Source organism: Saccharophagus degradans 2-40, from assembly GCF_000013665.1.
Lineage (GTDB): Bacteria > Pseudomonadota > Gammaproteobacteria > Pseudomonadales > Cellvibrionaceae > Saccharophagus > Saccharophagus degradans.
Genome location: NC_007912.1, coordinates 852,660 through 866,054, shown reverse-complemented (window position 1 = coordinate 866,054; position 13,395 = coordinate 852,660). Strand labels below are relative to the sequence as shown.

Genomic DNA, 13,395 nt, shown 5'->3' with positions numbered 1-13,395 from the left:
CAACCCCAAAAAAATGCCCATCAGGGCCTCCTTGAAAACAAAGGTAAACGTTTTCCTGTAATCTGTAAAGCATTTTGAGCAAGAGCAATTAAGCCGATTTCGCATAAGAAATAGCCAACTGCGAACTTATGAACAATCAACAGGCAATAAAAAAGCGCCCGAAGGCGCCCTTAAAGAAGAGTGTACGCGCAGCATAAAAGTGCGCTTTACTATGCTTTACAATGCGTTACTTAACGAAACAGCGTGGAATGGGTTCTATTTCGAACTTAAAACGAGCCTCGGCAGCTTTACCGCAAGGGGCTTGTTTATAAGTGAGTATCGCAGCCTCCATTTGAAGGTTAAACTCATCTGGACCGCTAGCTTTACCCATAATAACTTGCGTTGGGTCGGTGAAGTCGTAAACCCTAGCTGTAGATACTTGAGTGATATGGTCATAGGACTCATGCATACTTAACAAGCCGTCGTCGTCGTAGGTGAATAGCACCTCTTGCAATAACGCCTCAAATGAGCCGGAGTAAGTGAATACCCACTCGATCTGGCCATCATCTGTCCATGTGCGCTCTTCGGTTCTATCTATAGTGTTATCGCTTTGATAATCTATTTCAAACAGGGTGTTGTAATCGCCCGTGTACGAACGGAAAGCTTGGTGGAATGCCTCGCCGGATTGCTCCCCAGTAGAGGTATTGTAGAAGGTAAGCATTTCGGTGTTGGAAACAAACTTACCACTATTCCACGTATCTACCCACTCAGCCCGCATAAATAAATTGCCATTGCCAGACTCCATCCAGCTATCGTAATTATTCATGGTAACCACGCTAGATTGCCAAGTATCTATTGAGTCGTACTCAAAGTCGATTTCTAGCGCTAAGCGCCCTACTGTATCGCCACCATGGTAGGTGCGTATACGCTGCTCAAACACATTATTGTCGCTGTTATAGGTAAACGTTTCGATTTGTTTTAGGGTTATCGACTCATCGTCTGCCACATCAAACAACTCAACCTTGTCTAAGCGATAAGTTTTTTTACCGGCAGGCGCAGTTACACCGCCGCTCGAACCACTGCTAGAATTAGGCTTATCTACAGAAGTAGAGCCACCGCCCCCACACGCACTAATAACAAGCGCAATACAGCTAATGAATACTGAATATTTTAATGTTTTCATATTTATCCCTGCCTTCACCAAAACTGGTGAAAAGATCAATCAATGGCGCTTTTTGTTTAAGTAAACACGTTTTAAATAAACCCGGTTTAAACGATTGCGCACGTTAAACGCATAACAACCAACTCAAAAAGCAATGTATATTTCGGTGTTTTCAAACACTCTTTAAACAACACAGCATAAAAGAGCGTCTCCCCCACTCTTTTCACCGCGAATTCTTATTAGCTATAACACTTCAATGGCGTATCCCCTCCAATATCCGCTGCACAAACAGGGAAAAGACAATACAACCTGATTGAAGCAAGCTGGTATGATGGCGCCCACTCAAATACAAAGCGACAACACTAGATAGAATGGCCGGTTAATGACAATTCCAGAACTTACTGTTTACTTTCTACTCGCTGCCCTTGCTGCGTTAATATGGCAGCACACAGCCATAGGCCGCCGCGCTTACGGCGCGGCTAAGCAACATGCAGAAAAACAAGGGGTAGTACTTCTAGACCAGAGTGTAATTCTTAAACGTGTGCGCTTAGTGAAATCTCGCCACTCATTATTTGCTATAGAACGCCACTTTCAGTTTGAATTTTCTACCATTGGCGACACACGCTACCGAGGATCTGTGGTGTTTAATGGGCCACGCCTACACAAAGTAGAGCTGCAGCCCTTTAAAACCGAGCAGCTATAGACACGGCCCTGTGTATAGGCCCAGGGCCGCAGCTTTAACGTCTATTAGGCGTAGTCGTTAGATGCCCAAATACCATTCAAAGCTAGCTTTCTAGCGTACATATCGTAACGACTGTCTTCTTTCATTATTTTTACATAGCGCGGTACAGAGCGTTCTGCTGCAACGCGGCTATTATATGGGCCTACGTCCTTGCCCTCCCTTGTGGCGACATACCATTGGTCACCTACGCGAAAGCAGCGGTCTGTTCTAAACCACACTTTCTTACTTTCTCCCTCTCTAAAAATCACTTTTATTACCTCTCCTATGAAACACACTACATTCCACCTAGAAGAGCAATTATCACGCCAAACACTACTACCCTTTTAAAATCAGAGGGTTAGCCTTAAAAGCGTGATGTTAGTCACATAAAACTGTAAAGTTTTTTGACGTTTTAGGCGCCAAACCTACGAGTCCTTCCACTTAATGTTGCAGCCAATAGAAGGGTATTGTTTGGTAGGTATAGCTTGCCCTGCCAGCAGTAAATCGAGTGCGGCTTTTAGGTCGGCACCGGTTGCGGGCGCTGCAGAGGAGTCGTAATTGCCAGAAGAAATACGGTGTGGACGCGTATCGTCAAATTGGCCGCGGTAAACAAGTTTCTGCTCTTTATCGAACAAGTAAATATCTGGCGTGCAGGCGGCATTGTAGGCTTTCGCTACCGCTTGGCTTTCGTCGTAAAGGTAAGCAAAGGTGTAGCCCTGCTTGGCTTTTTCCTCTTTCATTAATTCGAAGCTATCTGCTGGGTACGTAGACGCATCGTTACTGCTAATAGCCACAAAACCAATATTTTTTTGTTGGTACTCGGCCGCCAGTTTGGCTAGCGCAGGCGCTATATGAATAACATACGGGCAGTGATTACAAATAAACATCACAACCAAGCCCGCTTTACCTTCAAAGTTAGCCAAGGTTACTTGCTCGCCATCGGTAGAAGGCAGCGAAAAGCTTGGGGCTGGGCTGCCCAGCGCCATCATAGTGGATTCGGTTAACGCCATTTTATTCTCCTGAATGTAGTTATTTGCTTTGGGCTTGCGCGGCTTGGATATACTCGGCCACATCAACCATGGGGGCCACCCACAGTTGCTGCTGCTTTGCGCGAACATAATCTAGCAAAGCATTGTGGCTTTCTAAGGCAACATCTATAGGGTGCTCACCGCCGACGCCGTGAAACAAAAATACCAATAAACCACCTGCGGCAATTGCTTCATCTACCATTGCAGTTAACTGCTGCGCCGATTGCCCCGCAACCACTACCGAGCGAATATCAAATAAATCTACCTGCTGCGGCGATTGCAATTCGGCTTTAACGCCGCGCGCCCCCACAAACAATTGCTTAATAGGTGCAACAAAGCTTTCGCCCCCCGCTTTAGTATCGCCGCAGGTGTAGGCAAAGGTGCGCTTAGTTTTGCCATCTAACACTTGTAGCATTGTGTTAGTCATGGTGATTTCGTCCACCATACGCGCTACCGACCAAGTGCTTAGATCGCGCTCTTTACTCACCCACTCGCGCCCCGGCATGCCCCCTTCGCAGGGGTGAAACATGGTGTGGTTGCCCAGTTCATGGCCGTTATTTGCCAGCGCGCGCCAAGCGTCTAGGCGCGCCTGAAAATTGGGGTAACCTACTGCCAAATAAAACGTGCCCTTAAAATTGTGAGCATCCAGCGCTGGCGCTACCTTATCGAGGTGTACATTTAAGGTATCGTCGTAGATAAATACCACCGCTGCGCGCTTGCCTTGCCACTGATCGGCGGCAACACTGCTAACGGCAACACTTAACGCCAATAAAAATACAGGTAATTGCCAAGTTCGCTTCCACATAAGTTTTCTCACTTTTTATTTATTATTCGTTGGTCTAAATTTTTGAATACTTGCAATATATTGCGCAAACACAGCATCTAACACTGCTAACTGCGCACCGCCTTCGAGTAAATTTAGCGCACTGGTCGTCGACTCGAAGGTAGACAGTTGGTGTGCCGCCTCCGCTTTGCGAATAGTGTAATTACCCTGCTGAGCATGAATACTTAGCCTAGGCAACGCTAATAACCAGGGGTTAAGGTGCAATATTTTGCGGCTTTTACGCCAGGTGCCATCTATAACCAGCAACTGATTTACCCTATTTGGCTGGGTAACGAGCTTACAGTCTTCGGAGTGCGGGTACAGTAAAGCACAGTCGCGCAAGCTCAAATCACTTTTACTGAATTGCTCCCCCACTACAAGTCGGCTATTTGGCAAGCACATATGCAACAGCTGCGCTGTGCCCTTGGGATGATTTTGCTCGCTTGGATGCTGCCAAATAACAACCTCCACGCGGGTAGCAATGCGATTAACAACCTGGCAATAGCAAGCAGAGACCGGACGAAAGCAGTGTGAACAAAGTGGACGCATGGGCCCAGTTTACCGAGTTATTGCCCTGCTTGCAGCGTCTAACACGTCGAATAATTACATTGAGATACAGCCCTACCGCAATAAACTGTATTCAATCTTGGCGGCCATTTATATACACTAGCCCCCTTTAAAGCCTGCGGTACCCACATGAAGACCCACGAAATACTCTCCACCTCAGAAGCTAAGCTTGCCCCAGCGCTAGCAGAGTTAAAAATTAAAGAGCTAGAACGCCACGCCACTAAACTGCTTAGCAGCAAAGGCAACGCCGACTACAACACGGTTATGCAGGCGGTAATTCGCGCGTTACCCAAGCTAGAAAGCCAAGGGCCTGAGCGTTTTAAAGAAGTGCAAAACCTCATTCATATACACTTTAACCTCGCCTCTACCGCCCCGCCGGTAAGCGACGATGTGCTGCAGCGTATAACCGTAATAGTGATGGTGCTAATCTCTAAAAAGTTTGACCGTATTCACAACGGCTAAGGCTTCGAGGTGCACCGTCAACGAGCTTGTTGCACACGGCACAATATACTGTATACTCGTACAGCATTAAATATCACTACGAGGATTTAACTATGGCAGTAATCGCTGTTTGGAAATGTGATCGGGATGGCAGTATGTTTGAAGACAAAAAACTAGCAGATGCGCACGATAAAATGCTGGAATTAGCCGAGAGCATTACTCGCCTAATTGAAGCTAACGTACCCGGCGTAAGCGAAGCCGACGTTGAGACCATCGGCTTGCTTTTAGCAAAACGTAGCGACGACCTAATCAAAGCCTGTAAAGGTAAGCCCGAAGTACTTTTGGCCAACCTTGATGGCGACGCTGAAGATGAATCTGCCAGCAATGTAACCTCACTTGCAGGCTAAGATTTAACCTAGCCCCCACCCTTTTGGGGGCTAACGTCTACTCCCTTGTGGTTACCCTATTACACATTTACCTAATTAACCATTTACCTAGCTACCCATTTACCTAATTGCCCCAGCTAGCAGGCTATTGCACTTGAAACTTAAGCTCCCCTATTTGTAGTGTTTTCCACTTAGGCTCTATTGCTTGTGGCGGGTTAGCTTTTATTGCCTCGAGCAAATCTATCTTATTACCTACGTTATGGGCCTGAAGGTTTTGCACTTGCCAGCCGCTATCCGTTTTAATATGCATAAAAGCGTAGCGACTAAACTTTTGATTAAATATAACAACAAACTCATCGTTATTATCGCCATTTAAATCTATTGCAATTAGCAGCTCACTTTGACTATTTTTAAATTGCCAATCGTCTTTATGGTAAGAGTAAATATGATCTAGTAATTCTGCTGGCAACACGTAACCGTGCGGATACACCTCAACACGCGTAGCAAATCGGTCGCTGCTAATTACGCTTGCGCGGCTCCATCTATTTACCATCAACTCTTCAATGCGCTGCGCCACCTCGGGTTTGCTCTCGGCATAACGGGCCTTTAGATCTATAAGCGCGAGATACCCAGGCCTTGCCAGGTGGTTTCTAAAATAATGAAAATCGAATTCTTCTATGGTTACAAGGCCCGAATCTAAACGGGCCAGCTGGCTGTTTACGCTTAATTTTCTAAAATCTAGCAATGGGCTGTTTACTAATAATGTAACCATTAGCACCACTAACCCCATACCAATGTTGACCTTGCTTAATTGCGCCACCCAATTGTCGCGCTTACGAATAATGCCTACACAGTAACCCGCAGCAAATAAAGTAAGCATGCCCCATATTAGCCACGCCCAGCAGCGCTCCAACGTAAGGCCATACTGGCCTACACGGGCGAATAAACCGTAAAAACTAATTACACTGTATATAGGCAAGCAGGCAATGCCGACATAAATAAAACGGTGCAACCAAATGGGGTAGGCTCTATTGGTTTCTTCACTTTGGTATACAGAATTAATAAAAAATAAAATCAGCGCCATTAACCACAAAAGCAACAAGCTACCTTTGCCTGTTTGCCACAGCGCAGACAACCCCTCGAAGGGAAGGAACAACAAAAAGAGAAGCGCGATAAATACCAACAATACCAAAAGAAACTTAGTGAGCACGTGCCAAATATTAGCGATAGTACTAATAATGGCTAACTGGCTACGCAATAAAATAATGCCAAAGCCCAAGCCTAAAGAAAGCGCAGGGTATAAAAACCATTTTTGTTTAAATAGATCGCTAAAATAATCGATACCAATAATGTTAAACAGCCCACCCCATAGCTTTAATAGGCCAAAAATAACAAGGGTAAACAGCCCGCCTAGCGCAAGTACTAAGAAGTTTTGCCAAGATAATGTGAACAATGCGCCGTAAGTAATGTGTTGCCGACCAGCGCGTTGCTGGATATACATAAGCGCCTTAAAACTTGCCAGCCCCATGGTAACCACCAACGTAAATATAAGCGCACCCGACTCTACCTTATCCGGCGGCGTTGCCTGCACGCCCACGTAGTAAGCTAACCCTGCACACAAAAGAGAAAATGGCGCTATCCACTTCGCACTTAGCCCACCATTTTCACGGGTTAACGTAAGCAACAGCATAGTAGGCGCAATAAGCGCAAATGCAATTAAGCCAAACAATGGGCCAAACGAGGTACCCGGCCAAAATGAATATTCAACCGATTCGTGTAAAACCAGTAACCCTAGACCCTGCAATAGGGATATGAGTAAAAGAAGTGGTTTGTGTAACGGGGCTGCTGTGTGGGGAGTCATGGCTTTTCCTTAATTGTCATCCTTCAATACCAATGCTATCGCTGGTTGCGATAAGCCGTTGATAGTAAACGAAGTTACCATGGGCGAACACTATTAAATTGAACAGTGAATAGCCGTTAATTGAGGAAAGTGGCCACTTCAATTGTTAGGCTGGGCAATAATAAACATTGCCGAGAGAGGAACATTATGTTTAGCCCTATCAGCACAACACCAACAGGCTCATTAATGGGTTAAGTTTAAGGTCTTTCAGCGCAAGAAAACCAACTGTAGCAATAGAGCAAAAGGGGCCGACTACTTAACTCCACTAGCATAAAGCCCCTGACACATAAAAACTTTTATTCTTTGATAAAAATTAATTAGCGAATAAAAATCAATTACTCCTGCGTCGCCCCGCCCTGCCCGCGCAACCATTCGTCTAGGTTATTAATATCTAACCATAGGCCGCTATCGTCTGAGGGTGTATTTTTCGTTAACTCTGGGTTAGCCAAGTCAATGACTATACGGTTTTCCAAGTTAGAGTTTCTAAATGCCATTTGCACTTCCTCATCAGCAAGAAATATCTGCTTGTGCATACCGTTTTCTTCAAGCTTTGCCATGCCTTCATTTAAGTATCTTATTAGCGCTACATCTTTCTTTTTAACAAAGAAATAAAAACCAACTTTGTAGCGAATAACAATATGAGGGTCGACAGTTAAATTGTATTTGGACCATGCTTTCACTTCACTCCAAGGCTCGTGCATCGCGCGCGGGAAATAATCAAAACGCTCACCTTCCAGCATAGGAAAATGATTAGGGTACTTAGTTACCGGAACAACATCTAAACCATTGGCCTGCAATATATCGGTATCGGCCCACCCTAGGCCCTGCCCCACTTTAAATCGCTTTAGGTCGTTAAGGGTTTTAACACCGCGAAACATATGTAAGTTCTCGTTTTTTACTATTGGCAAACGCAAACCAAACATGCCGTAATACAATGGGTAATAAATTGCTTGGTAGTCTTCTTCGTATTTTCGGTTAGCTAACGTCCACATCACATCTAAATCACCAGCTTCGAAGTCGGCTAGCTGTTTGGCAAATGATGGCCGCTCTTGACCTTCGTATGGGTAAACTACTTCATAGCCCCCCTGCACCTCGGCTATTTTATGCAGCACAAACAACGCGACATTAGAGCCCGAAGGGGTTGGCGCTGGGGATTTAATGGTATTTTGAGAAAAGCAATTAGCTGACACCAGGCCAAGAGCTGCAAGCACGAAAAGGAATCTTAGTATCATATTCTTACCTATTGTATTTTTTGCTGTGCAGCACGTAGTTTATTAAACCTTAAAATGAGACAGCATTTCATTTAAATCAACAACATCTTGATTAAATAAATGCACTGCGTCTTTTACTTTTTTAACCTCTTCTCGGGTACCGCTTGCAGAGTTGGCAATATTCGTTACATTTCTATCAACCTCGTGCGACACATGAGATTGCTGCTGCGATGCAGTAGCAATTAAGGTGCTCATTTCAACTATTTTTTCAATTGCACTAGCAATTCGATGTAGCGAAGCACTTGCCTCTTGAATTTGGCTTTCACTGTCGCGCGCGGCGCCAGTACTGCTTTCCATTACTTGCACAGCTTTATTCGTTTGCGCCTGCAACCTTTCTATTATTTTTTGTATCTCTTCTGTTGACTCTTGCGTGCGCTTAGCCAAGGTGCGCACTTCGTCGGCCACCACAGCAAAACCTCTGCCTTGCTCACCCGCTCGCGCAGCTTCAATTGCCGCGTTCAAAGCCAGTAAATTGGTTTGCTCTGCAATACCGGTAATAACCGTTAGTACTTTACCAATCTCTTGGCTGTCATTATCCAGCTGATCCATAACCGTTACTGCACCGTCCAAATAGGCCGACATATCCGATATATTCTTTACCGATTTTTCAACTACGCTTCGACCAGCGCTCGCTTCGTTAGTAGCATGTGTAGCGCTATCTGCAGCGGAGGCGGCGTGGCCTGCCACCTCAGAAATGGTTGTGCTCATTTCATTCATTGCAGTTGCTACTTGCTCTATTTCTCGCGTTTGCTTGCTCACTTCAATTTCAGAATTTTCGGTTGCCCCCATAAGGGAGGTACAACGGCCGGCTATACCCTCGCTTAAACCTGCAAGTTTTCTAACGGTATCCCCCATTCTGCATGCCATGGTGTTGTAGGCATTGAACATTCGCCCCACTTCGTTATCGCTCACCTGTTCGTTAATGAGTGTAGAAAAATCTCCTGCGGCCATTTTCTCTAACTTTGTTTGCAGCAATCTCAGCTGATTCATAAGCCAATACATACCTAAAAACCGACTAACAAGTGCCACAACCAACACAATTACGGCGAAAAACAGCGTGAGTAATTGCTGGCCATAAATGCTTTCAGCGTCTGCTTGCGCCATTAGCCCTACCGCACCGTTCATAGTGGTGAGCACTTCTGTGCTTTTTCTCTGTAGCTGCGGCAGCACGGAAGGGTCCTTAGCAGACACGTAGTGATTAACCAAACGTTTGTACTCTGCCCACTGTTTCTCAACTGTCACAAGGGCTTGCTTTATTTCCTGAGTGGCTGGAGGGTGAATATCATCTGATTGATCACCTGATATCAGCTTGCGGTGTGATCGCTCAAACAGATCGATGGTAGATTGCATGGTAGCTCGGCTCTCTACACCCGCCCCAACCAATAGCGCCTCTTTGGCTAGTCGCTGGCTTAACATGCGCTGCCGACCAGCCACATCCACTGTATTTGCACTCGAACTCATTGATAAATAAAGCGAAATCAGCGACGCCAAAGTCATACTAATAATAAGTGCAAACGACAAAGCAAACTGTCCGTCTATGGAACGAATACCACAGCCTCTTAGAAAGCTATTAAAAAGATTGGCCAACTGATAACGCATTGAGTACCTCTGCATAAAGGGGGATCAAATAACAATGTGGATGAAAATAGGGGGTGCAACACATTCCGCTTAGGGAAAGCTCTCATTTAAGTATAGTCGGGCGATTTAATAGCGCAGAAAATTTAGTAGATTTACCCTGCTCGCGCGGCAGCGGCGCAATGGCGTTGCTATACTCATAAAACGAACAAATAAAGGTAGCTGCAGACCCCTATGATCAAACGAATTCCCATTAACAAAGTGGAAGTTGGCATGTATGTGTCCTCTAGTACTCCCGGCCTGAAGGCTGCAGGCTTACTAGAGCAAGGGATGATCCGCCGAACAGAGACCATCACCAAGCTGCGTAGCAACGACATTGGTGAGTTATATATTGATACATCCAAGGGTAAGGACTCTCATTTCGCGCTACCTGTACTCGATCACCCTATCAACCTTGAGCCAACAACCAGCCTTACAGAAGAGCGCCGCAAGGCCGAAAAAGTCTACGGTGACGCCACCGGTCTAGTGGGTTCCATTCTCACTAACGTAAAATTGGGCAAAGCGATAGATTTGGGCCCAGTTGAAGAGCTGGCCTACGAAATTAACAACTCTATTCTGCGCAACCCCAATGCCCTACTGTGCCTCAGCCAAATTCAAGATAAAGACAAATACCTGTTAGAGCATTCTATTAATGTAGGCATATTAATAGGTGTTTTCGCCCGCTACTTGGGCTACGACCGCGAAACCGTTCATCAGCTAGTTACAGGAGGGTTGCTACACGATATTGGTAAAATTAAGGTGCCATACAACGTGCTCAATAAGCCCGGTAGGCTCACAGATGAAGAGTGGGTGCATATGCGCAAGCATGTGGAGTACGGTGTTGAGACTCTCGCCCAAACCAAAGGTATTCATCCTATTTCCGCACAAATATGCGCGCTACACCATGAAAAACTAGACGGCAGCGGCTACCCGAATAAACTCAAAGCAGATGAAATATCCGTGTATGGGCGCCTTGCCTCGGTGGTAGATATTTATGACGCTGTTACAGCCACTCGCATATACCACGAGGGGCGCAACCCATTTAAAGCCATGAAATTGCTACATGAACTAGCCGGCACCCATCTAGACAAAGACTTGGTGTACAGCTTTATTCGCTGCATGTCGGTTTACCCCGTTGGCTCTATTGTAGAGCTTAGCAACGGGCGAATAGGCGTTGTGATTACAGCACGCCAAGGCTCCCCAGACCAACCCGTAGTACGCACGTTCTTTAACAACCGCTCGAAACACCACGAATCCCCCTCTGTTATCGATCTTGCTAAGCCTCAGGTGGACCTGCGCATAGTGGGTATTCACGAGGCCACCGCATTGGGTATAAACGTAAACGACTTTATGTAATTATCGCCCGCTACACTACAATTCGTGTCAGATTGCTTGTGTTTTGTTATTATCGCCGCCTTTGCTTACCCAATTGTACAACCCCTACCGCCCAGCATTGCGGCGGCCCCTAATAGGAAGCCAATTATGAGCCTCGCCCACCAAGTTTTGGCCGTTAACAACGACCTGCCCATCCGCACGGATAAACCCGTACACAGCGGCAAGGTGCGGTCTGTTTATTGGTTAACCGCCGAAGACAGTGCTCGTTTAATTAAAGAAAAAGGCTATAACGTTGCCGCCGATGCCCCGCTGGCCATAATGGTAATTAGCGACCGGCTCTCGGCATTCGACTGCATTTGGCACGCTGAAGGCGACGTACGTGGTGTACCCGGCAAAGGGGCGGCGCTTAACGCCATATCTAACCATTGGTTTGAACTGTTCCGTCAAAACGGTTTGGCCGATAGCCACATTTTAGATATACCCCACCCGTTTATATGGATAGTGCAAAAAGCCAAACCGGTAATGATTGAGGCCATTTGCCGCCAGTATATTACAGGGTCTATGTGGCGCGCTTACAGCAAAGGTGAGCGCAACTTTTGTGGTATTAACCTTGAAGACGGGCTGCAAAAAGACCAGAAACTCTCAGAGCTACTCATCACCCCTTCTACCAAGGGCATTTTAAAGGGTGTACCCGGCGTACCCGAAGTAGACGATGTAAATATCACCCGTGCAGATATCGAAAACAATTTTGCCGCGTTTCAATTTAAGCAAAAAAGCGATATAGACCAGTACGAAAAGCTGTTAAAAGAAGGCTTCAATTTAATTTCTGGGGCGCTTGAAGAGCTAGATCAAATTTTTGTAGATACCAAATTTGAATTTGGCTATGTAACAGATGCCAGCGGCAACGATAAGCTTATTTATATGGATGAAGTAGGCACGCCCGACTCATCACGCATTTGGGATGGTGAAAACTATCGCAACGGTAAAATTATTGAAAAGTCGAAAGAAGGTTTCCGCCAAACCTTACTTAGTCACTTTCCAGACCCAGATATACTTTTAAATAAAGATCGCATGCCAGAGCGCCAAGCATTAGCGCAAGACAACGCCCTGCCCATTGATGTATTTATGGATTTGTCTTCCACTTATTTAGATATCGCCGAGAAAATTACCGGCCAGAAAATCGTACTTTCAGAAAACCCCAAACAAGAAATTATCGATATTCTCGCTCGCGACTTTGATGTGATAATTTAAAAAAGGCGCTCAAATGAGCGCCTTTTCTTAACTCTAATTACTAGCAACTAGTGACTAGTCACTAGCGACTGTAAACCCTAGTAACTAAATACTAACGTAATTGCCGTTTGCGTATCTGCGTGTTTTTTCTCTTCGGGTACGTGCGTATTGTGGTTAACGGTAAACGATGCTTTAAGCGCAAATGCGCTGCTAATATTTGCCGTTAATGCTGTTTCTGCTTTGGTTTTTGAGTTTTCACCACTGTCTGCAGATACATCACTACTTAGCGACTGAGTGAATTTTGCGTTTTCGCTAATTTGATACAAATACGCAGCAGAAAAACGCACTACCGCATTCTGATTTTCAACGCCTTCAGTAACCACATCGTCTTCTACGGTGTCTTCTGTTTTACTAAATGCAATACCAGGACCCACGCTGTAGTTTAGACGCGATTTATCTGTTTTAAATAAGCGATCAGAATAACCCAGCGCAAAGGTGCCTTGGTAAGCGTAACCGCTAAAACGGTCATCTTCGTAAGACCCATACACAAACAAACCTTTGTGCTCTGCATCCAACTTATAATCTGCTTGTACCGAAGCAAAATATTTCTGTGCTGTGGTTTGGTTTTCTTTAGTGGTAACGCTATCTTCCGTCACGTCCACTTCATCTTGCTTGTACAAGCCCTCTAAAATGTACTGGTTACGCCACTGTGTTAATTCTTGGCTAACATCCAGCTTCGCTTTAACCGACGACGTAGTCGTGTTACCAGACGTTGAGATTAAGCCAAATTCAGCATCTGCGCTCCATGTTTTGCTATCGTCTTCTGCATACGCAGAAACACTGAGCGCTGACAAAACGCATACGGCTAATTTTTTCATAGGAAGGTCCTTTTGAGAAAGTAATACCAATTACTTGGTTGAGATAGGCGAAATGAATAC

The 13,395-nt window shown here is 45.5% G+C and carries 14 protein-coding genes; 5 read left to right on the top strand and 9 right to left on the bottom strand.

All coding sequences use genetic code 11. From position 1 onward, the window contains the following. Positions 1-226 precede the first annotated feature (226 nt). Positions 227-1,162 (bottom strand): hypothetical protein, encoded by a 936-nt coding sequence (locus tag SDE_RS03630; RefSeq protein ID WP_011467164.1) that lies wholly within the window; start codon positions 1,160-1,162, stop codon positions 227-229. Positions 1,163-1,523: 361 nt separating this feature from the next. On the opposite strand from SDE_RS03630, the gene SDE_RS03625 reads away from it, so the two are divergent. Continuing rightward, positions 1,524-1,844, top strand: coding sequence for a DUF3301 domain-containing protein (locus SDE_RS03625; protein WP_011467163.1), 321 nt, complete (start codon positions 1,524-1,526; stop codon positions 1,842-1,844). 44 nt (positions 1,845-1,888) lie between these two features. Here SDE_RS03625 and SDE_RS03620 read toward each other — a convergent pair whose 3' ends face one another. The 4 genes from SDE_RS03620 to SDE_RS03605 form a co-directional block, all read right to left on the bottom strand. Continuing rightward, complete coding sequence (locus SDE_RS03620; RefSeq protein WP_041324155.1) at positions 1,889-2,131, bottom strand: DUF6316 family protein; 243 nt, start codon at positions 2,129-2,131, stop codon at positions 1,889-1,891. A 156-nt stretch (positions 2,132-2,287) separates the two neighbouring features. Beyond that, the gene (locus SDE_RS03615) at positions 2,288-2,872 is read right to left on the bottom strand and encodes a thioredoxin family protein (protein ID WP_011467161.1); all 585 of its coding nucleotides are present in this window, start codon (positions 2,870-2,872) and stop codon (positions 2,288-2,290) included. Positions 2,873-2,891: 19 nt separating this feature from the next. Further along, positions 2,892-3,695 (bottom strand): polysaccharide deacetylase family protein, encoded by an 804-nt coding sequence (locus SDE_RS03610; RefSeq protein WP_011467160.1) that lies wholly within the window; start codon positions 3,693-3,695, stop codon positions 2,892-2,894. Between the two features lie 15 nt (positions 3,696-3,710). After that, positions 3,711-4,262 (bottom strand): tRNA-uridine aminocarboxypropyltransferase, encoded by a 552-nt coding sequence (locus tag SDE_RS03605; RefSeq protein WP_011467159.1) that lies wholly within the window; start codon positions 4,260-4,262, stop codon positions 3,711-3,713. Positions 4,263-4,409: 147 nt separating this feature from the next. On the opposite strand from SDE_RS03605, the gene SDE_RS03600 reads away from it, so the two are divergent. Then, positions 4,410-4,742 carry a hypothetical protein gene (locus tag SDE_RS03600; RefSeq protein WP_011467158.1) on the top strand — a complete coding sequence of 111 codons (333 nt, stop codon included), beginning with the start codon at positions 4,410-4,412 and terminating at the stop codon, positions 4,740-4,742. A gap of 92 nt (positions 4,743-4,834) precedes the next feature. Beyond that, positions 4,835-5,128 (top strand): YebG family protein, encoded by a 294-nt coding sequence (locus SDE_RS03595; RefSeq protein ID WP_011467157.1) that lies wholly within the window; start codon positions 4,835-4,837, stop codon positions 5,126-5,128. Positions 5,129-5,252: 124 nt separating this feature from the next. Here the strand turns inward: SDE_RS03595 and SDE_RS03590 are convergent, their stop codons facing one another. From SDE_RS03590 to SDE_RS03580, 3 genes are all read right to left on the bottom strand, one after another. After that, positions 5,253-6,968, bottom strand: a complete 1,716-nt coding sequence (locus tag SDE_RS03590) for a DUF4153 domain-containing protein (RefSeq protein WP_011467156.1) — start codon at positions 6,966-6,968, stop codon at positions 5,253-5,255. 374 nt (positions 6,969-7,342) lie between these two features. Next, a complete protein-coding gene (locus SDE_RS03585) occupies positions 7,343-8,119 on the bottom strand; it encodes a transporter substrate-binding domain-containing protein (RefSeq protein ID WP_158303852.1) in 777 nt (258 codons plus the stop codon). Positions 8,120-8,281: 162 nt separating this feature from the next. Continuing rightward, a complete protein-coding gene (locus SDE_RS03580) occupies positions 8,282-9,877 on the bottom strand; it encodes a methyl-accepting chemotaxis protein (protein WP_011467154.1) in 1,596 nt (531 codons plus the stop codon). A 210-nt stretch (positions 9,878-10,087) separates the two neighbouring features. Between SDE_RS03580 and SDE_RS03575 the strand changes: the two genes are divergently transcribed. Together SDE_RS03575 and SDE_RS03570 are read left to right on the top strand one after the other, a co-directional pair. Beyond that, complete coding sequence (locus tag SDE_RS03575; RefSeq protein WP_011467153.1) at positions 10,088-11,248, top strand: HD-GYP domain-containing protein; 1,161 nt, start codon at positions 10,088-10,090, stop codon at positions 11,246-11,248. A 126-nt stretch (positions 11,249-11,374) separates the two neighbouring features. Then, complete coding sequence (locus SDE_RS03570; RefSeq protein WP_011467152.1) at positions 11,375-12,478, top strand: phosphoribosylaminoimidazolesuccinocarboxamide synthase; 1,104 nt, start codon at positions 11,375-11,377, stop codon at positions 12,476-12,478. Positions 12,479-12,555: 77 nt separating this feature from the next. Here the strand turns inward: SDE_RS03570 and SDE_RS03565 are convergent, their stop codons facing one another. Then, positions 12,556-13,335 (bottom strand): DUF481 domain-containing protein, encoded by a 780-nt coding sequence (locus tag SDE_RS03565; protein WP_011467151.1) that lies wholly within the window; start codon positions 13,333-13,335, stop codon positions 12,556-12,558. Positions 13,336-13,395: the final 60 nt, after the last annotated feature.